Source organism: Bradyrhizobium sp. USDA 223 (genome assembly GCF_044909005.1).
Classification (GTDB): domain Bacteria; phylum Pseudomonadota; class Alphaproteobacteria; order Rhizobiales; family Xanthobacteraceae; genus Bradyrhizobium; species Bradyrhizobium yuanmingense.
In genome coordinates this window covers 4,606,484-4,625,700 of the sequence record NZ_JBIYDR010000001.1, presented here as the reverse complement: position 1 = coordinate 4,625,700, position 19,217 = coordinate 4,606,484, and the positions used below count along the sequence as shown (strand labels likewise).

The following is a 19,217-nucleotide window of genomic DNA, read 5'->3' as shown; positions in this document are numbered from 1 at the left end:
TTAGCTCGCTTTGGGCACGAACGCGCCCGGCGGAATGTGGCCCTCGACATAGGCATGCTGGAGCGCGTCCAGCTGCACCCACAGCACGTTGGTCTTGAAGATCAGCGCGTTGCAGACCTGCGCGCGCTGCTCCGGCGTCGTGGCGTGCCTCTTGACATAATCGAGCGCGAAATTGGCGTCGCGCGGCGCCTGGGTCAGGCGGCGCTTGAAGTAGCTCATGATATCGGGGTTGACGAAGTCGTAGTGCTCCAGCATGCCCGAGATGCGTTCTTCATGCAGGTTCGGCGCGAACAGCTCGGTGAGCGAGGAGGCGATCGCCTCCAGCGGGCTTTTTTCGCGGCAGAAGTGCACATAGGCTTCGACCGCGAAGCGCGTCGCCGGCAAGATGCCTTCGGTGGATTCGACGTAAGCGGTGTCGAGCCCGAGCCCTTCGGTCAGCTTGATCCAGCGCTCGATGCCGCCCTCGCTGCCGATATCGCCGTCATGGTCCTCGATGCGATGGCGCCATTCCAGGCGGGTGGCGCGGTCGCGGAAGCGCGAGATCACCACTGCGTCCTTGATCGGAATCGTGCTCTGGTAATAGTAGCGGTTGAGCGCCCAGGCCTGCACCTGGCCCTTGTTCAGCTTGCCGCCATGCAGCAGCTTATGGAACGGATGCAGGCTGTGATAGCGCGTGGCGCCGATGTGGCGCAGCGCCGCCTCGAGCTCCTCAGCCGAGTTGAGCTTCAAGTCCTTGCCGATCGAGAGCGCGGTCATTCCAGTCAGTGATGCGGCGTTCACAGCACGATCTCCGTTCCATCCGCCGGTATCTGCCAGCCCGCCTCCTGAGTAATCTTGCGCTCGGGCGAGCCGGGCAGCAGTGCCGGATTCGAGTTATTGATATGCAGAAACAGCTTCCTGTCGATATTGAGGTCGGCCAGCCGCGCGATGGCGCCGTCCTCGCCGGACATGGCGACATGGCCCATGCTCTTGCCGGTCTTGTGGCCGAGGCCGGCCCTGATCATCTCGTCGTCGCGCCAGACCGTGCCGTCGAAGAACACCAGTGAAGCGCCGTCGATCTCGGCCTTGAGCGCGTCGGTCACTTCGGCGCAGGCCGCGATGAAGTAGAAGAACTTGCCGGTGGCCTTGTCGGTGATCTTCAGGCCCAGCGTGTCGCCGTCGCCGCTCTCGCCGCCCGGATGCGCCTTGCCTTCGAGATACCACGCCGACTTGCCCGGCACCGCGAAGGGCAGCACCTCGAGCCCCGAGCGCGTGCCGCCGGGCAGCCGCGGCTCGAACGGCTCGCGGATCGCGATCGGCTGGCGCCGCACGTTCTTCTCGTTCAGCACGTTGAAGATGCTGTTGCTGGCAAGGATCGCCAGCACCTTCTCGTGCGCATAGATCGTGAAGGGCGAGCCTTCGCGCATCGACAGCAGGCCGGCCACCGCATCGACTTCGCTGTTGGTCAAGATCACGCCCGCAATCGGCGTGTGGCGCAGCGCGCCCGCCTTTGGGTGCAGCTGCGGCGTGGCGTTCAATTGCTGGCGAAGATCGGGCGAGGCGTTGATCAGGAACCAGTGCTCGCCGTCGCCGCTGAAGGCGACCGAGGCCTGGGTTCGAAAGAGCTCATGTCCCTTCGCACGAGCCGCGCGGCAGCCTTCGCAGCCGCAATTCCACTGCGGAACTCCGCCGCCGGCCCCGGCGCCCAGGACGACGACGCGAAGCATGATCCGTCTCCTGGAGGCGAATTGGCGAGGTGGATCTCAGGCCGAGACAGTTTCGGACAAGGTTTCTGACTGTCGGAAACGTATCGTGACCGAAAGAACCACCTGCGCAGAACGCGTTTCCACCAGCCGCTTACTTGCGGGTGGCGCTCACATACATATTGATTTCCATGCCGCAGGGCACTTCGACGATCTTCGGGGCTTTCCAGGCCATTTGGCTCTCCATTTTCGCGAATTCGGACGTATCCGCCCATTGGACAAGTTAGTGCGGACGGCAAAGTTCGCCAGTGAAATTTTCCCGACCTAGGTAGTAGGCTGCGGGAATTGTTGCACTGCAAAGATGGCGTATTGCGGCCGCAAAGATGAGCGGATCAGATACGCAAAATTGCCGATAGGTCGTGATCCCTGTCGGGATAAACCAGTTGTGAGTATGGATCGGCTTCTCATCGGCGACAGACGACCCCATTGGATCAGGCATGCCCAGATATTTCTTCAACACCCGCATCGGCGACGAACTGATTGTGGATCCTGACGGCGAGGACCTGCGCAACCCCGATCGCGCCTGGGAGGTCGCGCGCCAGATGATCCTCGAGGTCGTGAAGTCGGAAGGAACCCAGCCGGCGCTGCTGGAGGCCGTCATCGAGGTCACCGACGCCGACGGCGAGATCGTGCTGGAGTTTCCCTTCACCGAGGCGCTGCTCGACATGCCGGACCAGTCCGCCACGAGGCATTAGCCGGACCAGTCCGCAAGGTGGCAAGAGAGGCCCACCACTCCCTCCACGTCATTGCGAGCGTAGCGAAGCAATCCAGAATCCCGCCCCGGAGGCAGCCTGGATTGCTTCGTCGCAAGGGCTCCTCGCAATGACGGAGAATGAGGCAGCACCCGGGCCAAACCCGCCCTCCACCCCCGCGAAATCCGCATGGCTTTGCCGCGTTCCCGGCGCTAAAAGACGCCGGTCATACGGAGCAAGCCATGCAAGATCTCTGGCGCCTGTCGGCCGCCGACCTCGCCGCCCTCGTCAGGTCTAAAAAAGTGTCCGCCAGGGAGGCCGCCAAGGCGGGTCTCGCGCGGCTCGATGCCGTCAATCCCCAGCTCAACGCGGTGATCGACCACCGGCCGGACGACGTGCTCAAGCAGGCCGATGCCGTCGATGCCGCAATTGGGCGGGGCGAGGACCCCGGCGTCCTTGCCGGCGTGCCCGTCACCATCAAGGCCAATGTCGACCAGGAAGGCTTTGCCACCACCAACGGCCTCAAGCTGCAGCGCGACCTGATCGCGCGCGAGGACAATCCGGTGGTCGCCAATTTCCGGAAATCTGGCGCCATCCTGCTCGGCCGCACCAATTGCCCGGCCTTCTCCTATCGCTGGTTCACCACCAATCTCATCCACGGCGACACCAAGAACCCCCGGGATGCCTCGCTGACGCCCGGCGGCTCCTCCGGCGGCGCCGGCTCGGCGGTCGCGGCCGGCATCGGCCACATCGCGCACGGCACCGATATCGCCGGCTCGATCCGTTATCCCGCCTATGCCTGCGGCGTGCATGGTCTGCGCCCGACGCTCGGCCGCATTCCCGCCTTCAACCCGGCGCTGCCGGAGCGCCCGATCGGACCGCAGATCATGGCGGTGTCGGGCCCGCTGGCGCGCACGGTCAACGATTTGCGCATCTCGCTCGAAGCCATGTCGGCCCGCGACATCCGCGATCCCTGGTTCGTGCCGGTGCCGCTGCAGGGCCCGGCGCGGGACAAGCGCGCCGCGCTCTGCCTCAATCCGGGCGGCCTTGCCACCGCGCCGGAGGTGAAGGCCGCGGTGAGCGATGCCGGCAAGCGGTTGGAGCGCGCGGGCTGGACCGTCGATGTGATCGAGGACACGCCGCCGATGCGCGAGGCGGTCGAGTGGCAGATCAAGCTCTGGCTCGGCGACGGCTATGAGGCGCAGCTGGAGATGGCCGAGCGCGAGGGCGATCCCGGCGCGCTGGCCTGCCTGCGCGGCAACCGCGCCAGGGTCACGCCGATGGATCAGGCCAATTACGCCAGGGCGCTGACCCGACGCGCCACGCTGACGCGCGACTGGATGCTGTTCTTCGAAAAATACGCCGTGCTGCTGACGCCGGTCTCCGGCGAATTGCCGTTCCCCGACCATCTCGACCGCAAGGACGAGGACTCCTTCAAGCGGGTCTGGGAAGCGCAGCTGCCGCAGATCGCGATTCCCTTCATGGGACTGCCGGGCCTCGTCGTCTCCACCGGTCTCGTCGGCAAGGCGCCGGTCGGCGTGCACATCGTCTCCGGCCGCTATCGCGAGGATCTGTGCCTGCTCGCGGGCGAGGCGATCGAGGCCGGCGGCGTGCCACCGTCGCCGATCGATCCCATGGGCTAGCGATGACTGATATCTACGACTTCAAGGCCAACTCGCTCGCCGGCGAGGAGGTCGCCCTGCGGCGTTTCGAGGGGCAGGTGCTCTTGATCGTCAACACCGCGAGCAAATGCGGCTTCACGCCGCAATATCGCGGCCTCGAGGATCTCCATCGCGACCTCTCGCCGCGCGGCTTCTCGGTGCTCGGCTTTCCCTGCAACCAGTTCGGCGCGCAGGAGCCGGGGCAGGCGAGCGAGATCCAGGAATTCTGCTCGACCCATTACGACGTCACCTTTCCCCTGTTCGAGAAGATCGACGTCAACGGGCCGAAGGCGCATCCTCTGTACGAGTACCTGAAACGCCAGCAATCCGGGCTTCTCGGCGCCGCCATCAAATGGAATTTCACCAAATTCCTGGTGAACCGTGAGGGCCGCGTGGTGGCGCGCTACGCGCCGACCGCCCGGCCCGAAGGATTGCGCAATCAAATCGAAACACTGTTGTGAGCGAGACAATCATGAGCGACGAATTTCCGGACCGCCTGTCGGTCGACCCGAACAGCCCCTATTACAACGCGGAGATCCTGTCGCGCGACGTCGGCATCCGTTTCAAAGGCATCGAGAAGACAAACGTCGAGGAGTACTGCATCAGCGAAGGCTGGGTCCGCGTCACCGCAGGGAACGCCAAGGATCGCCACGGCAACCCGCTGACCATCAAGGTGCACGGTCCGGTCGAGCCGTATTTCCGGGATAAGAAGTGACGGCGAAGCCGTCATTCCGGGATAAGACATAGTCTCGTATTTCGCCCACACTCTGTCGTCATGCCCGGGCTTGACCCGGGCATCCACGTCTTCAGACTTGCTCCGTGGCAAAGACGTGGATGGCCGGGTCAAGCCCGGCCATGACGAGCGGAGAGATCCAGCCAGGAAAACCGCCCATGTCCGTCCGCATCGTCGACGTCCGCGAAATTACAAAACCGATCTCTTCGCCGATCCGCAACGCCTATATCGACTTCACGAAGATGACGACCAGCCTCGTCGCCGTCGTCACCGATGTGGTGCGTGACGGCAAGCGTGTCGTCGGCTACGGCTTCAACTCCAACGGCCGCTATGGGCAGGGCGGTCTGATCCGCGAGCGCTTTGCCGCGCGCATCACGGAAGCTGATCCGAAGTCGCTGCTCAACGCAGCCGGCGACAATCTCGACCCCGACAAGGTCTGGGCCGCGATGATGACCAACGAGAAGCCGGGCGGCCATGGCGAGCGCTCGGTCGCGGTCGGCACCATCGACATGGCGGTGTGGGACGCGGTGGCGAAGATCGCGGGCAAGCCGCTGTTCCGTCTGCTCGCCGAACGCCACGGCGTCAAAGCCGATCCGCGCGTGTTCGTCTACGCCGCCGGCGGCTACTATTATCCCGGCAAGGATCTCTCGATGCTGCGGGCTGAGATGCGCGGCTATCTCGATCGCGGCTACAACGTCGTCAAGATGAAGATCGGCGGCGCTGATATCGACGAGGACCGCAGGCGCATCGAGGCGGTGCTGAAGGAGATCGGCAAGGACGCGCAGCTCGCCGTCGACGCCAACGGCCGCTTCAACCTGGAGACCGCCATCGCCTACGCCAAGATGCTGCGCGACTATCCGTTGTTCTGGTACGAGGAAGCCGGCGATCCGCTCGACTACGCGCTGCAGGCTGCGCTCGCGGAGTTCTATCCCGGCCCGATGGCGACCGGCGAGAACCTGTTCAGCCACCAGGACGCCCGCAACCTGATCCGCTACGGCGGCATGCGCCCCGATCGCGACTGGCTGCAATTCGACTGCGCGCTGTCCTATGGCCTGTGCGAATACCAGCGCACGCTGGAGGTGCTGAAGACCCACGGCTGGTCCCCCAGCCGCTGCATCCCGCACGGCGGCCACCAGATGTCGCTCAACATCGCCGCCGGCCTCGGCTTGGGCGGCAACGAAAGCTACCCCGACCTGTTCCAGCCCTATGGCGGCTTCCCCGACGGCGTGCGCGTCGAGAACGGCCACATCACCATGCCCGAGCTTGCAGGCATCGGCTTCGAAGGCAAGTCGGATCTCTACAAGGAAATGAAGGCGCTGGCCGAGTAGGCGCGCGCTTCGGAGTTCGAGGCGAGACGGCCGCGCCAACAACGGTGTCGTCCCCGCGAAGGCGGGGACCCATAACCCCAGGGAGGAGTCGTTTCGCGAAGCTAATAACTCCGAGTCCCCGTAACCACGAGCTCCTGTGGTTATGGGTCCCGGATCTGCGCTTCGCTCGAGACAACGCTACGCGTTGTCGGGAGCTGCGCTTGTCCGGGACGACGCCGAGTGTGTCGTTACGACAACCTCATATCCAGCAGCCTTCGCCCCTCGCCCTTCAGCAGCTTCTTCACTGCACTCGACGCCACGACCTCGCCGTCATTGGCGTAGGCCTCGTGGTTCTTCTCGATGTCGTCGAGGCGGTAGAGGTAGTTGACCATCACGCCGGCGGACTCGCGCATTCCCTTGGGCGAGAGGTCGCCCAGCCAGTTGATGCGCTCCAGCCGCGCGCCGTTGCCGAGATGGAAGCGGGCGACGGAATCGATCAGCTTGCCTTTCGGCGTGCGCGCCTTGAGGAAATAGTGCGCCGCGAGCGGCTCCAGCACGGCGCGGAGCAGCGCCGCCGTCTCCGGGCTCTCGAACCATCTGGGATCGTCGAGGCGCCTCAGCACCTCGCGGTCCTCGTCCGACAGCGGCAGATCCTTGTCCTGCTTCACCCAGGCCATGAAGCCCGGCACCGGCGACAGCGTGACGAAGGTGTCGAGCTTCGGCAACTCGCGGCGCAGCTCTTCCACCACCTGCTTGATCAGGAAGCTGCCGAAGGAGATGCCACCCAGGCCGCGCTGGGTGTTGGAGATCGAATAGAACACGGCGGTGCGCGCGCGCTCGATCGGCAGGTGCTGGCGGTCGACTGCGAGCAGGGGCTGGATCGCGCCGGGGATCGTCTCGGTCAGCGCCACCTCGACGAAGATCAAGGGCTCGTCCACCATCGCAGGATGGAAGAAGGCGTAGCAGCGCCGGTCGACCGGATCGATGCGGCGGCGCAGATCGTCCCAGTCCGAGATCTCGTGCACGGCCTCATAACGGATGATCTTTTCGAGGATGTTGGCCGGGGTCGACCAGTCGATCCTGCGCAGCACGAGAAACCCCCTGTTGAACCACGAAGAGAGAAGATGCGAGACGTCGCGATCGAGCGCGGCGAGATCGGTGTGCCCGTTCATCATGCCGAGCAGATCGGCGCGCATGTTGACGAGATCGCCGGTACCGCCGGGTGCGCGGTTGAGCCGCCGGATCAGCTCCTGCCGGCGCGGCTCTGAGGCGAAGTGCAGCGAGCTTGCGTCCTCGTCGCTGGGCGCGGCCCGCCATGTCTCGATCGCCTTGGACAGGCGCTCCCGGTCGGGACCGAAATCGCGCACCAAGCCCTCGAAGAAGGCGCGGCGTCCGGCCGCGTCCAGCTCCCGGTAGATGTCGAGCACCTCGCGCGCCATCGCGGTGCCCGAGGCTTCGCCCCGGCCCGACAGCAGCGCATCGCAGAGCTCGAGCAGTCCGTCGGCATCATGCTTGGTATCGGCGGCGTCTCCCCGGCGAAGCAACGTGCGGCCGCGCTCGGAGATGGTGGCAAGCAGGTCGGAGAAGAAGGCGTTGGCCATCGGGGCTTTCGTATCAGGTCTGTGCGATGCGGCAAGCTTACACGGGATTTGGGTGCAAGCCGATCACAATCAAGCAGGCGAATGCGGCATCTTTCGTCGGGCCGTGCGTTTGGAGAATGAGGGCATGCCGGAACGGGTCGATGATATGCCGGGCAGTGCTCATTCCAAAACGCGCTGTCATGCCCCGGCTTGACCGGGGCATCCAGTACGCCGCAGCTTCTCGATTCTAGCCGAGCCGTCTCGGCGTACTGGGTCGCCCGGTCAAGCCGGGCGACGACACCGCGTGTGTTGCAAACTCCGTCGGCGTCCGCCCCGTCACCTGGCGGAACGCGGCCGAGAACGCCGGCACGCTGGCATAGCCGAGCTGGGTCGCGAGCTGCTTCACCGAGACATTCGCATCCGTCGATAACCGCTCGATCGCCGCCGCAATCCTCGCGCGCTGGCACCAGCTCTTGAAGCTCAGCTGCGTCTCGCTCGAAAACAGCCGCGACAGCGTACGCCCGGAGGTTCCCACCTCGCGCGCTAGCGTGTCGATGTCGTGCAGGCCGGTGGGATCGTCGAGCACGATCATCGCGGCGCGGCGGCAGCGCGCCTCGCGCGGCAGCGGCACGAAAGTCGCGGAATCCTCGGCCTGGTGCAATTCAAGCATCACCAGGCGCACCAGGAGCTCGGTGCGTTCCTCGGTGTTGCGCCCGTCGAACAGCGCGAGGATCGCCTGATTGAGCAACGGCGACACCCGCACCACGAATTCCCTCGTCAGACCGTCATAGCGCTGCTCGCGCTTCAGCCAGGACAGGTCGAAATACAGCGTGCGCATCTCGATGTCGGCGAGCAGGTCAATGGCATGCTCGAGCCCGGCCGGCACCCAGACCGCGCGGTCCGGCGGCACCAGCCAGCGTCCGGCGGGCGTCGTCACCTGCATCGTGCCCTTTGCCGCATAGATCAGCTGCGACTCGCGGTGCATGTGCAGATCGATCCGCATCCCCTTGGGATAGTCGCGGGCGACCAGGTGCACGCCCGCGGGCGAGCGGTGGTTGCTCCGGACCTCCCGCAGCATTGGCGTTTCCAAGATTGGCCTTTCCACGACAGTCATTGGCAGCATCTCGTCATTGGGAGGACATATAACTCATTTCGGAGCAGGAGAGGATTCGGAATGAACAGCCCCAGCCGGGTCATCGGTTTCGTCAACGCAGGTCATTTCATCGACCATTATTCGATGCTGATCTTCGCAGCCGCCGTCATCATCATGGGTCCGGCGCTCGGCATGGCCTATTCGGAACTCTTGCCCTACGCGACGCCGGGCTTCGTCGCCTTCGGCGCCGGCTCGCTGCTCACCGGCTGGCTGGGCGATCGGTGGAGCCGCCGCCACATGATGCTGATCTTCTTCGTCGGCATCGGCCTTTCGATGATCGCGGTCGGCTTCGTGCAGACCCCCGTGCAGCTCGGCGCCGCGCTGCTCGCGATCGGCATCTTCGCCTCGATCTATCACCCCGTCGGCACCGCCATGATCGTGTCTTACGCCGACCGGCTCGGCCGCGAGATGGGCATCAACGGCGTCTGGGGCAATCTCGGCGTGGCCTCGTCGGCGCTGGTCACAGGCGTGATCGGCCAATATCTCGGCTGGCGCTTTGCGTTCATCGTTCCCGGCGCGGTCACCGTCCTGATCGGCATCGCCTTCGCGCTGACCATCGTGCACGAGGACCGCAAGGGCTCGAAGCAGGCCGCGGCGCAGGCGCGGGTTGCCAGGCAGGACATGTGGCGCGTGATCCTGGCGCTGCTGATCGTGGTGATCGCGATTTCCACGACCTTCAACGCCGTCACCGTGGCGCTGCCAAAGCTGTTCGCCGAACGGCTCGCGGACCTGACCAAAAGCCCGGCGCTGTTAGGTGTCATCGCCGCCGGCGTCTACGTGTTCGGCGCGATGACGCAGTACACGATCGGACGGCTGCTCGACCGCTATTCGCTGAAGACGGTGGCGCTGCCGCTGTCCTTCATGCTGGCGCCGTTCCTGTATCTCGCTGCGAGCCTGAACAATCTTCCGCTGATCCTGGTGTCGATCGGTATCGTCATGGGCGCGTTCGGGCAGGTCACGGTGAACGACGCCATGGTCGGCAAATACACGACGGAAGAGTGGCGTTCGCGCGCCTATGCCGTGCGCTATTTTGTCGGTTTCACCGCGGCCGGCGCCTCGGTCGGCCTCGTTGCCTGGCTCTACGAGCAGGGCGGCTTCGTCACCATGCTGCACGCCTTCGCCGCCCTTTGCCTGCTCGCCATCGCCGCCGCGCTGATCCTGCCGCGCGAGATCAGGACACCGCAGGCGGTGTGAGCCGAACTCTCTCCACCGTCATTGCGAGGAGCCCTTGCGACGAAGCAATCCAGACTGCCTCCGCGGAGGCGGTCTGGATTGCTTCGCTTCGCTCGCAATGACGGAGGATGAGGAGGCACCCTCGCCATGCCGCCTATGATGCCATTATGCCCCTGTTTTGCCCGACGGAGCAAGCCGGTTCGGTAAGACCGAAATTACGCCAACCTTTTCAACTCCATCCCTACTGTGCATGGGGTTGTTTTTCGCACTCTTTGTTTTGAGCGGAAGCTAAGTCTTCACCTCCGCCACCGCCTGCGGCTTCTTCTTCGACGCCCGCCAGTTCTCGAAGCGCTGCACCACCACGAAGAAGGCCGGCACGAACAGCACCGCAAGGCAGGTCGAGGCCAGCATGCCCGAGAACACCGTGATGCCGATCGACTTGCGCGCGCTGGCGCCGGCGCCGGTGGCGAGCACCAGCGGGACGACGCCGAGGATGAAGGCGAACGAGGTCATCAGGATCGGGCGGAAGCGGGCGCGCGCCGCCTCGATCGCGGATTCGATGATCGGCTTGCCGTCGCGGCCGTGCAGCTCGAGGCCGACCTCGACGATCAGGATGGCGTTCTTGGCCGAGAGCGCGATCAGGAGGATCAGGCCGATCTGGCAATAGAGGTTGTTGTCGATCTTGAGCGCGGAGAGGATCAGCATCGGTCCGAGCAGCGACAGCGGCACGGCGAGGATCACCGAGATCGGCGCGTACCAGCTCTCGTACTGGCCGGCGAGCACGAGATAGACCAGCAGCATGGCGAGCCCGAACACCCAGTAGATCTGGTTCGAGACCGCCTTCTCCTGATACGACATCGCGGTCCATTCATAGCCGGTGCCCGGCGGCAGCGTCTTGTCCGCGATCTCCTCCATCAGCTTCAGCGACTGGCCGGAGGAGTAGCCCTGCGCCGGTAGGCCGATCACGGTCGACGACGGATAGAGATTGTAGAGGCTGATCAGCGACGGCCCCGTGGCCGGGGTGATCTTGGCGACGGTGCCGAGCGGGATCATGTCGCCGTTCGAGTTGCGCACCTGCATGTTGGCGATGTCGCGCTCGGTGACGCGGAAGGCGGGATCGGCTTGCGTGTAGACCTGGAACACGCGGCCGAACTTGTTGAACTGGTTGACATAGGACGAGCCGAGATAGGTCGACAGCGCAGAGAACACTTGATCGGTGGTGACGTGCAGGGTCTGGGTCTTGATGCGGTCGATCTCGACGTTGAACTGCGGCACCGAGGAGCGGAACGAGGACTGCACGCGCTGCAGTGCGCTCTGGCTCTGTGCGTTGGACACCATCGCGCCGGTGATGGCCTGAAGCTTGGCGAAATCGCTGTTGCCGTCGCGCAGCTCGACCTGCATCGAGAAGCCGGCGGCGTTGCCGATGCCCTGGATCGGGGGCGGCGGCAACACGATGGTGCGCGCCTCCATGATATCAGCGAGCTTGTCGTTCAGGCCAAAGACCAGCGAGCGCAGATCCTCACCGGGCCCTTTGCGGGCGTCCCAATCCTTCAGGATGATGTAGGCGACACCGGCATTGGCGAGGCTGGCGCTGTTGTCGAGCGCGGAGATGCCCGCGATGGTGATGACCTGCGCCACGCCGGGCGTCTCCTTGATCAGCCCGCTTGCTTTGTCGAGCACGGCCTGCGTCCGCTCCAGCGCGGCGCCGTCGGGCAGCTGCACCGCGGCGATCAGATAGCCCTGGTCCTCGATCGGCAGGAAGCCGGTCGGCACCCGCGACAGGCCGTAGCCGCTGGCTGCGATGATCAGCAGCGCGAACGCGACCGAGATGGTGGCGTGCTTCACGAGAAACGTGATCAGCCGCGTGTAGCCGCGCTCGACGCGGTTGTAGACTGCATTGAAACCCCGATAGAAGAAATTGCGTTGCTCCGGCGGCACCGCCGGCCGCAGCCACAGCGCGCATTGGGTCGGCTTCAAGGTCGCGGCGTTGATGGCAGAGAGCAGGGCGGTCGCGGCGATCACCAGCGCGAATTGCGAATAGATGCGCCCGGTCAGTCCTGCCAGGAACGAAGCCGGCAGGAATACCGAGATCAGCACCAGCGTGATGCCGACGATCGGCGCGAACAGCTGGTCCATCGCGCGGATCGCGGCGTCATGACCGTTCATGCCCTGCTCGATGTTGTGGGCGGCGCCCTCGACCACGACGATGGCGTCGTCGACCACGATGCCGATCGCAAGCACGATCGCGAACAGCGTCGACATGTTGATGGTGAAGCCGAGCGCCGCCATCGCGGCGAAGGCGCCGATGATGGTGACGGGCACGGTCGTCGCCGGCACCAGCATCGCGCGCCAGTCCTGCAAAAAGATGAGGATGACGACCAGCACCAGCAGGCCGGCCTCGATCAAGGTCATGTAGACCTCGTGCACCGAGGCCTCGACGAACTTGGTGGTGTCGAACGGCGTGTCGTACTTGATGCCTTCGGGGAAGCGCTTGGCGAGCTCCGCCATCTTCTTCTCGACGGCCTGTTCGACCTGGAGCGCGTTGGCGCCCGGCGATTGGAATACGCCGATGCCGACCGCGGGTTGCTTGTTGAGCGAGAAGATCTGGCTGTAGGTCTGCGCGCCGAGCTCGACCCAGCCGACGTCGCGCACCCGCGTGACGTCGCCGCTCGTGCCGGTCTTGACGATGATGTTCTCGAACTGGCCGGCATCGTCGAGGCGTCCGTTGACGTTGAGCGTGTACTGGAACGCCTGTCCCGGCGGCGTCGGCGGTGCGCCGACCTGGCCGGCGGCGACCTGCTGGCTCTGCTGCTGGATTGCCTGGATCACGTCCTGCGGCACCAGGCCGCGAACCTGCAGCTTGTTGGGATCGAGCCAGATCCGCATCGAGTATTGCCCGGCGCCGAATACTGTGACGTTGCCGACGCCGGGCAGGCGCGAGAGCTCGTCGCGGATGTTGATGGTGGCGTAGTTGCTCAAGTAGAGGCTGTCGTATCGCGAATCGGGCGAGGTCAGCGTCACGAACAACAGGATCGAGGTCGACCGCTTCTGTACGGTGACGCCCTGGTTCTGCACGGCTTGCGGCAATTGCGACAATGCGCTGGAGACGCGGTTCTGCACCAGCACCTGCGCGAAGTTGAGGTCGGTGCCGATCTTGAAGGTCACGGTCAGTGTGTAGGTGCCGTCGGAGCCGCTGTAGGACTGCATGTACAGCATGTCCTCAACGCCGTTGACCTGCTGCTCGATCGGCAGCGCCACGGTGTCGATCACGGTCTTGGCGCTGGCGCCGGGATAGCGCGTGGTGACCTGCACGGTCGGCGGCACCACGTCGGGGTATTGCGCAATGGCGAGATTGAACAGCGCAACGCCGCCGATCAGGATCATCAGGAGCGCGATGACGTTCGAGAGGACCGGCCGCTCGATGAAGAACTTTGAGATCATGGCTGGCAGCCCCTACTTGCTCGAGGCCTGCGTCTGCTCGATCTTCGTCACCTGCGGGTCGATCTTCTGGCCCGGGATGACGCGCAAGAGCCCCGCGGTCACGACCCGATCCTCTGGCTTCAGGCCGCTCTCGATCACGCGCAGGCCGTTATCGACCGGGCCGATCTGTACCTTGCGCTGCTCGACGACGTTGTCGTTGTTGACGACGAGGAGATAGCGGCCGCCCTGGTCGCTGCCGAGCGCGGTATCGGGAACGAGCAGGGCGCTCTTCTCCTGGTCGAAGGGCACGCGGACGCGGACGAAGTAGCCGGGCAGCAGCACCCGCTTGTCGTTGGGAACGAGGCCGCGCACGGCCAACGTGCCGGTCGACTGGTTGAGGGTCGGCGAGACGTAGTCGAGCTTGCCCTCATGCGGGTAGCCGGTATCGGTCTGCAGCCCCACTTGAATCGGGAAGTGCTTCATGTCCGCGGGCGTCAGTCCGCGACGGGTCGCCTCGGCGCGGATGCGCAGCACGTCCTGCTCGTTGACGGTGAAGTTCACATAGATCGGGTCCATCGCGACGATGGTGGCGAGCTGGGTCGGCGAGGACACGCCGACGAGCTCGCCGATCGAGACCATGTGCGCGCTGACGATGCCGTCGAACGGTGCCGTGACCTTGGTGTAGCCGTAATTGACCTCGGCCAGCTTGGTGTTGGCCTGCGCCTGCTGGAGATTGGCCTGGGCGTTGTCGCGGTTCGAGGTCGAGGTGTCGAGCGTGGCTTGCGAGACGGCCTGGCGCTGCACCAGCTCGGCCTGCCGCTTGTAGTCGGCTTCCGCTTGCCGGAGCGAAGCCTGCGCGCCGACTTCGGCCGCTTGCGCCTGCTCGAGCTTGAGCTTGTAGGTCTCAGGCTCGATCGTGAACAGCTGGGTGCCCTGCTTGACGAACGTGCCGTCCTGATAATCGATCGTTTGCAGAAAGCCCTGCACGCGCGCGACGAGATCGACGCTCTTGATCGGTGCCGTGTTGCCGGTCGCCTCGATGTAGCGCGTCACCGGACGCTGCACCGGCGTCGCGACGTCGACCTTGGGCGGCGGCGGCGCCACGAACGTGTTCTTGTCCTCGCAGCCGGCGAGCACAGCCAATGCCGCGGTTGCGGCGAGTGCCCGACCGATATGTTTCCTCGCTGCTCCATTGCGTCGTGCGGGAGATGCGGGATTGGCGCGCGTCATTCGGTGGTCCCCGATTGCTGTCTGTCGGTGCGGCAGGCTACCAACAAATGGGCAGTCGTGGAACACCATAGCCATGGCGGTCACGGACCTTGCACAGCAAACGGCTGTGTGGCTTTTGACAGAATTTGTCACGACAAGGCGCTTTTTCACCCGGCGAACGATCGGCCCGTCCGCACCTAGGGCTGGCGCGCATGCCACGCCGCGAGCACATCCTTCTCGTCTTCGGCAGTGAGACCGACGACTGGCCCGTTGTTGGCGCGGAGCCAATGAAGCGTATCGCGCGCGGTGTCTCCCGGCGGTCGCGAGGTCAAGCCGGCCGCGCGCGCGGGCGAGGTATCGCGCGTCAGGAAGCCGGCGTAGTCCGGCAATGGCAGCCACATCGGCAAGGACCGCGGGCCCGCCCAACGCCTGACGTCATGCGCTTCCAGAAAGTCGCGATCGACCCAGGTGAAGGTGCAGGAAGCGTTCAGCGCGGCTGCGCATTCGCTCAGGAATCCGCCGCGCGTGCGGATCGGCCCAATCCCGTCATAGATGCCCGTGAGATCGGTCTCTGCCGCATGCACGATCCATTGCGCGAGATCGCGCACGTCGATGAACTGGACCGCATCCTCCGGCGATCCCGGCGCCAGCACCTCGCCGCCGCGCGCAAGCCGCGCCGGCCAGTAGGCGAACCGTCCGGTCGGGTCCTCAGGCCCTGCGATCAGTCCGGCGCGGCAGATGAAGGCGTCATCGCCGACCGCCTGTTCGCAGGCCACCTTGGCGGCGCCGTAGATCGCCTCGGTGCTGTGCTCGATCTCTCCCGCAACAGGCTCGCGCAGCGGCGCGGAGTCGGCGCGTTGCCCCGGGATGCGGTTGTCCGCATAAACGCTGATCGTCGAGACGAAGGTCCAATGCACGCCCGGCCGCTTTAGCGCGGCGACTGCGCGACGGACCTGGCCAGGATGACGCGAGACATCGACCACGGCGTCGAATGTCTCACCCGCGAGTGGCGCAAGTCCGTCGGCCACGTCGCGGTCGATCCGCAGGAAGCGGGCGCCCGCGGCAATCGGCCCTGCGAGGCCGCGAGCGGCGCAGGTCACGTCATGCCCGCCAGCGCAGGCATGGCTTGCGATCGCCCGGCCGAGAAACTGGCTGCCGCCGAGAACGAGAATGCGCATGGAAAGGTCCGCGTGATCGATGCCACCGCGAGACTACAACCTGCGCTGGCAGTTGCAACCCGCTTCCTCAGCGTGCCCTGATCTCCGCGTATTTCGCCATTGCCTTCTCGAACTTCCGGTTGAACAGCCACATCGCGGCGAAGATCTCGCGATAGCTTGCCGAGGTTCGCGCCCGGTCGGCCTGTCCGAACGCGAAAATGCTGTTGTTGCGCAGGTACCTCATGATCCTGGGGCTGGACACCCGGTAGTTCAGGAGATCGCCCGATCTCAGCGCGGACCGCGTCGGGGTGGGAACGATCTGGATCAGTTGAAACAGCTTCATCTGGTCGATCGTATCAGGCAGCGTCTTCGCGATTCCCGGGATCTCACGAAACAGATCGGCGTGCGCGTTCATCAGGCCGTTGCGCACGTTGGTCCAGTGGTTGAAGCGCTGATCGGTGCCGCGGGCGCGCGCCTCTTCCTTGTCGTCGCGCGCGCTCAGGTGCGGATCGATCGCGGCGATGTCGCTCTTGATGGCCTCCCATTTCCGCCGGCCGTTGCGGTCTTCGGAGGGGCCGGTCTGGAAGCTGCCCATATAGGTGTTCGAGCGTGCATTGCGGACATTCTGCTTGCCGTTGGTCTCCGCAAAGAACAGCCCGAGGCTGATGCGCCCGGCAGCTTCGGCATGCTCGGGGGCGAGGCCCTTGGCGCGCGCAATTACAACGGCGAGATCGACGACGTCCTCGAACGGCGTCGGCGAGCTCTGCGCGCTGGCAGGCGGCGCCTCCATGATGTCGAACAGCTTGCCGTATTCCTCGACCAGCGGCTCGATGTCGGCATCGAAATAGGCCGGAGGAATCTCGAACTTGTTGGGCCGGCCGATCCGCGACGGCATGACGTCGGTGAGGTCCTTGTAGCTGCTGATCACAGCGACGCGCGTGAGATAGAGCGCCTGTCCCGGCAGGTTCGGCAGCGGCTCCTTCGCCTCGATCTGGCGCCGCCGCTCGGCGAGAATGGATTTGAAGCCGCCGAGCGCGCGCTCGTAAGCCGCGAGCGCCTCCGATTGCTGTGGCGTCGGCGCCGCCTCCTGCGCAGCGGCGGGTGCCGCGCCGAAGAAGGCAGCAGCCGCAAATGCTACGGCAGCAAGTCGTCTCGATCCCATGGCTGGTTCCCGTCGATTCGATGGCCAGCGAGATCGTAGACGTCGGAGGCGAGCCGCCGCAATTCTCCTTTCACGCCGCCCGGTAGTCCGGCGCCGTCGCCAGGAACTTGGCGTAAGCATCCGCATCCGGCGGCTGGAAGCGTCCCGCAAGTCCGCCGCGCTTCTGCTGCTTGGCACCGATGTCGGCCATCAGCTCGTCGAAATGGCGGTAGTGATAGGGGGCGACGCAGAGGCCGCCATAGACGCCCGCGGCCGGCCGCTCGACGCGCTTGAAGTGCAGCATCATCTCGATGTTGTCGCGCATCGTCTGGGCCGTCGGCTGGTTGGCGAGCTGGCCGTCGGCATAACGCACCAGCCAGTTCGCCGCGAGGTCGGCGCAGAGCACGGTGCAGAACGAGGAGTTGAAGCCGACGAAGCCGAGCTCGGGCAGATCCGGATTGGCGATCAGGCGATAGAGCCGGTACTGCCCGTCGGTATCGACCAGTTTCTGCCGGTAGGCTTCGGGCAGGAACGGCACGCCGAGCTTGTAGCCGATCGCGAGCACGGCGACGTCGGCGCCCACGCGCTCGCCGCCACTCATCACGATGCTGTCGCCCTCATAATGGTCGAACGTGCCGAACACGGCCTTGATGCGGCCGTCGGCAACCATCGGGTAGAAGCCCGGCGTTGCGATGGGCACCGAGCAGTTGACGCCGTCCTCGATCCGCTCCTTCGGCACCATCTTGCAGCGGCCGAGCTTGAGCTGCGCCTTCAGCAGGCTCTCCAGCCCGCGCCAGTTCGCCCAGACCAGCGGCGCGGCGATGCGGTGCGCGAGCCGCCCCATCGCGCTGATGCCCCAGCCCGGAAACATGTCCTCCTGCGCGCGGATGTAGAGGATGCGCTTGAAGTTCACGAGACCGCCGATGAAATAGGGAATGCGCCAGACCGGCTCACGCATCACGATGGTGACCTCGCGCGCGCCTGACTTCACCGCATTCACGGCGATGTCGGTTGCGGACTTCGAACCGCCGAGCACGACGACGCGGCGTCCCTTCGCCAGTGTCGGATCGCCGTATGTCGACGAGTGCAGGATCTGGCTGCCCTGCGCCAGAAAGCCGTCCTCGCCGGGGCAGTGCAGCTCGCGCGGCTCGTTGAACTGCCCGGTGCAGACCGCAACGAAATCGAAATCCTCGTTCGTGGTCGTGCCGTTCTTGTCCTTCAAGGCAAGCGTCCATCCCGGCCTGCCGTCCGCCCGGCGCGCCATGCCGGCGACTTCGGTGTTGAGCCGCAGCATGCGCTCGAGGCCAAAACTCTTGGCATAATCGGCGAGGTAGGCGTGGACCTGCGGCCCGGTCGGCCATTCCGGATAGGCCTCCGGCATGGCGCGGTCGGTGTAGCGGTAGAGCTCCTTCGGGCTCTGGGTCTGCACCTCGGGGTAGGAGCGCGCCGGCTCCCAGACGCCGCCGAGATCCGAGCTGCGCTCGACGATGGTGACGCGGTGGCCTCGGATGGAGAATGCTTTCGCGGCGGCAAGGCCGGAGACGCCGGCGCCGATCACGCAGACATGTTTTGGGCTGACCATGGGATTGCTCGATGTGTTTGGCGCGCAAGCGGCCGCGTTCGGCCGCAAGGCACGGCCGGCCGGACTGCAAGCAAATGGAAGCGGAGGAAGCGGCGACGGCTAGTCGTTGGCCTCGGGCGGCAGGAAGTCGACCTCGTGCAGCGCCGAGATGCGCACGACCTCGGCCGGGTCGGTCAGATTGTGCAGCTGGTTGAACAGCGCCTCCAGCTTCTGCATCGGTGAGACCCAGAACAGCGCGCGGCACGGCTTGTCAGACTTGTTGAAATAGCCGTGCGGGATGCCGCGTGGCATGCGCACGAGGTCGCCGGCATGGGCCTTGACCCATTGACCGTCGAGCTTGAGATCGAGCGTGCCTTCCTGCACCAGGATGAACTCGTCCTGGGTCGGATGGATATGCACCGGCACGAACTGGCCGGGATCGCTGTTGGTCTCGAACGCGAAGGTGGAATCGGTGACGGCCTTGGGGAAATAGACCTGGCCAAGGATGTTCCAGCTCTTGCCGCCGTAGCCTGTGCCGTTCGCGGTGATACCTTTTTCGAGTGCAGTCATGGCTTGCTCCTCATGGATTCCGGCGGGGCGGAGCATCGGCCGGGGACGGACCGCCTGTCTATCCGCTAAACGAATCCGGATGAACCTATTGCCATGCAGCACGACGAATTTGCAAGCT

General features: G+C 65.1%; 17 protein-coding genes. 6 read left to right on the top strand and 11 right to left on the bottom strand.

The features are described 5' to 3' along the window. The 3 genes from pqqC to pqqA all read right to left on the bottom strand — a co-directional run bounded on the left by pqqC (position 1) and on the right by pqqA (position 1,917). On the bottom strand, positions 1 to 756 hold the full coding sequence (pqqC, locus tag ABIA40_RS21555) for a pyrroloquinoline-quinone synthase PqqC (protein ID WP_404546293.1): 756 nt from the start codon (positions 754 to 756) through the stop codon (positions 1 to 3). A gap of 20 nt (positions 757 to 776) precedes the next feature. After that, the gene (gene pqqB / locus ABIA40_RS21550) at positions 777 to 1,706 is read right to left on the bottom strand and encodes a pyrroloquinoline quinone biosynthesis protein PqqB (protein ID WP_404543171.1); all 930 of its coding nucleotides are present in this window, start codon (positions 1,704 to 1,706) and stop codon (positions 777 to 779) included. A gap of 130 nt (positions 1,707 to 1,836) precedes the next feature. Next, positions 1,837 to 1,917, bottom strand: a complete 81-nt coding sequence (gene pqqA, locus ABIA40_RS21545) for a pyrroloquinoline quinone precursor peptide PqqA (RefSeq protein ID WP_007595659.1) — start codon at positions 1,915 to 1,917, stop codon at positions 1,837 to 1,839. 262 nt (positions 1,918 to 2,179) lie between these two features. Here pqqA and ABIA40_RS21540 point away from each other — a divergent pair, with 262 nt between their 5' ends. The 5 genes from ABIA40_RS21540 (at position 2,180) to tarD (ending at position 6,156) form a co-directional block, all read left to right on the top strand. Next, a complete protein-coding gene (locus ABIA40_RS21540; RefSeq protein ID WP_036007354.1) occupies positions 2,180 to 2,437 on the top strand; it encodes a DUF6894 family protein in 258 nt (85 codons plus the stop codon). Between the two features lie 239 nt (positions 2,438 to 2,676). After that, on the top strand, positions 2,677 to 4,077 hold the full coding sequence (locus tag ABIA40_RS21535) for an amidase family protein (protein ID WP_271541933.1): 1,401 nt from the start codon (positions 2,677 to 2,679) through the stop codon (positions 4,075 to 4,077). Positions 4,078 to 4,079: 2 nt separating this feature from the next. Next, entirely contained in the window at positions 4,080 to 4,556 is a 477-nt protein-coding gene (locus ABIA40_RS21530; protein ID WP_157281731.1) for a glutathione peroxidase, read from the top strand. Between the two features lie 11 nt (positions 4,557 to 4,567). Further along, positions 4,568 to 4,810 (top strand): DUF3297 family protein, encoded by a 243-nt coding sequence (locus tag ABIA40_RS21525; RefSeq protein WP_036007363.1) that lies wholly within the window; start codon positions 4,568 to 4,570, stop codon positions 4,808 to 4,810. Positions 4,811 to 4,986: 176 nt separating this feature from the next. Beyond that, positions 4,987 to 6,156, top strand: a complete 1,170-nt coding sequence (tarD, locus tag ABIA40_RS21520) for a D(-)-tartrate dehydratase (protein WP_404543170.1) — start codon at positions 4,987 to 4,989, stop codon at positions 6,154 to 6,156. Between the two features lie 227 nt (positions 6,157 to 6,383). On the opposite strand, the gene ABIA40_RS21515 is transcribed toward tarD, so the two are convergent. Both ABIA40_RS21515 and ABIA40_RS21510 read right to left on the bottom strand, forming a co-directional pair. Then, a complete protein-coding gene (locus ABIA40_RS21515) occupies positions 6,384 to 7,736 on the bottom strand; it encodes a malonyl-CoA decarboxylase (protein ID WP_109144743.1) in 1,353 nt (450 codons plus the stop codon). 226 nt (positions 7,737 to 7,962) lie between these two features. After that, complete coding sequence (locus ABIA40_RS21510) at positions 7,963 to 8,838, bottom strand: AraC family transcriptional regulator (RefSeq protein ID WP_404543169.1); 876 nt, start codon at positions 8,836 to 8,838, stop codon at positions 7,963 to 7,965. 51 nt (positions 8,839 to 8,889) lie between these two features. Between ABIA40_RS21510 and ABIA40_RS21505 the strand changes: the two genes are divergently transcribed. Next, positions 8,890 to 10,062: an MFS transporter gene (locus ABIA40_RS21505; protein WP_275497045.1), complete on the top strand. Its 1,173-nt coding sequence runs from the start codon at positions 8,890 to 8,892 to the stop codon at positions 10,060 to 10,062. Positions 10,063 to 10,329: 267 nt separating this feature from the next. Here ABIA40_RS21505 and ABIA40_RS21500 read toward each other — a convergent pair whose 3' ends face one another. The 6 genes from ABIA40_RS21500 to ABIA40_RS21475 all read right to left on the bottom strand — a co-directional run bounded on the left by ABIA40_RS21500 (position 10,330) and on the right by ABIA40_RS21475 (position 19,099). Next, complete coding sequence (locus ABIA40_RS21500; protein WP_404543167.1) at positions 10,330 to 13,482, bottom strand: efflux RND transporter permease subunit; 3,153 nt, start codon at positions 13,480 to 13,482, stop codon at positions 10,330 to 10,332. A gap of 12 nt (positions 13,483 to 13,494) precedes the next feature. Continuing rightward, complete coding sequence (locus tag ABIA40_RS21495; RefSeq protein ID WP_271541921.1) at positions 13,495 to 14,691, bottom strand: efflux RND transporter periplasmic adaptor subunit; 1,197 nt, start codon at positions 14,689 to 14,691, stop codon at positions 13,495 to 13,497. A gap of 176 nt (positions 14,692 to 14,867) precedes the next feature. After that, entirely contained in the window at positions 14,868 to 15,848 is a 981-nt protein-coding gene (locus tag ABIA40_RS21490; protein ID WP_271541920.1) for an NAD-dependent epimerase/dehydratase family protein, read from the bottom strand. A gap of 67 nt (positions 15,849 to 15,915) precedes the next feature. Further along, the gene (locus ABIA40_RS21485) at positions 15,916 to 16,989 is read right to left on the bottom strand and encodes a hypothetical protein (RefSeq protein ID WP_404543165.1); all 1,074 of its coding nucleotides are present in this window, start codon (positions 16,987 to 16,989) and stop codon (positions 15,916 to 15,918) included. Positions 16,990 to 17,059: 70 nt separating this feature from the next. Then, positions 17,060 to 18,550, bottom strand: a complete 1,491-nt coding sequence (locus tag ABIA40_RS21480) for a flavin-containing monooxygenase (protein ID WP_404543164.1) — start codon at positions 18,548 to 18,550, stop codon at positions 17,060 to 17,062. 99 nt (positions 18,551 to 18,649) lie between these two features. Continuing rightward, positions 18,650 to 19,099: a cupin domain-containing protein gene (locus ABIA40_RS21475; RefSeq protein WP_024339447.1), complete on the bottom strand. Its 450-nt coding sequence runs from the start codon at positions 19,097 to 19,099 to the stop codon at positions 18,650 to 18,652. Between the last annotated feature and the right edge of the window lie 118 nt (positions 19,100 to 19,217).

Bases quoted from the DNA above. Each gene is read 5' to 3' on its own strand.
- pqqA (WP_007595659.1), bottom strand. From the start codon at position 1,917: ATGGCCTGGAAAGCCCCGAAGATCGTCGAAGTGCCCTGCGGCATGGAA.
- ABIA40_RS21500 (WP_404543167.1), bottom strand. From the start codon at position 13,482: ATGATCTCAAAGTTCTTCATCGAGCGGCCGGTCCTCTCGAACGTCATC.
- ABIA40_RS21495 (WP_271541921.1), bottom strand. From the start codon at position 14,691: ATGACGCGCGCCAATCCCGCATCTCCCGCACGACGCAATGGAGCAGCG.
- pqqC (WP_404546293.1), bottom strand. From the start codon at position 756: ATGACCGCGCTCTCGATCGGCAAGGACTTGAAGCTCAACTCGGCTGAG.
- tarD (WP_404543170.1), top strand. From the start codon at position 4,987: ATGTCCGTCCGCATCGTCGACGTCCGCGAAATTACAAAACCGATCTCT.
- ABIA40_RS21485 (WP_404543165.1), bottom strand. From the start codon at position 16,989: ATGGGATCGAGACGACTTGCTGCCGTAGCATTTGCGGCTGCTGCCTTC.
- ABIA40_RS21525 (WP_036007363.1), top strand. From the start codon at position 4,568: ATGAGCGACGAATTTCCGGACCGCCTGTCGGTCGACCCGAACAGCCCC.
- ABIA40_RS21505 (WP_275497045.1), top strand. From the start codon at position 8,890: ATGAACAGCCCCAGCCGGGTCATCGGTTTCGTCAACGCAGGTCATTTC.
- ABIA40_RS21530 (WP_157281731.1), top strand. From the start codon at position 4,080: ATGACTGATATCTACGACTTCAAGGCCAACTCGCTCGCCGGCGAGGAG.
- ABIA40_RS21480 (WP_404543164.1), bottom strand. From the start codon at position 18,550: ATGGTCAGCCCAAAACATGTCTGCGTGATCGGCGCCGGCGTCTCCGGC.
- ABIA40_RS21515 (WP_109144743.1), bottom strand. From the start codon at position 7,736: ATGGCCAACGCCTTCTTCTCCGACCTGCTTGCCACCATCTCCGAGCGC.
- ABIA40_RS21540 (WP_036007354.1), top strand. From the start codon at position 2,180: ATGCCCAGATATTTCTTCAACACCCGCATCGGCGACGAACTGATTGTG.
- pqqB (WP_404543171.1), bottom strand. From the start codon at position 1,706: ATGCTTCGCGTCGTCGTCCTGGGCGCCGGGGCCGGCGGCGGAGTTCCG.
- ABIA40_RS21475 (WP_024339447.1), bottom strand. From the start codon at position 19,099: ATGACTGCACTCGAAAAAGGTATCACCGCGAACGGCACAGGCTACGGC.
- ABIA40_RS21490 (WP_271541920.1), bottom strand. From the start codon at position 15,848: ATGCGCATTCTCGTTCTCGGCGGCAGCCAGTTTCTCGGCCGGGCGATC.
- ABIA40_RS21510 (WP_404543169.1), bottom strand. From the start codon at position 8,838: ATGCTGCCAATGACTGTCGTGGAAAGGCCAATCTTGGAAACGCCAATG.
- ABIA40_RS21535 (WP_271541933.1), top strand. From the start codon at position 2,677: ATGCAAGATCTCTGGCGCCTGTCGGCCGCCGACCTCGCCGCCCTCGTC.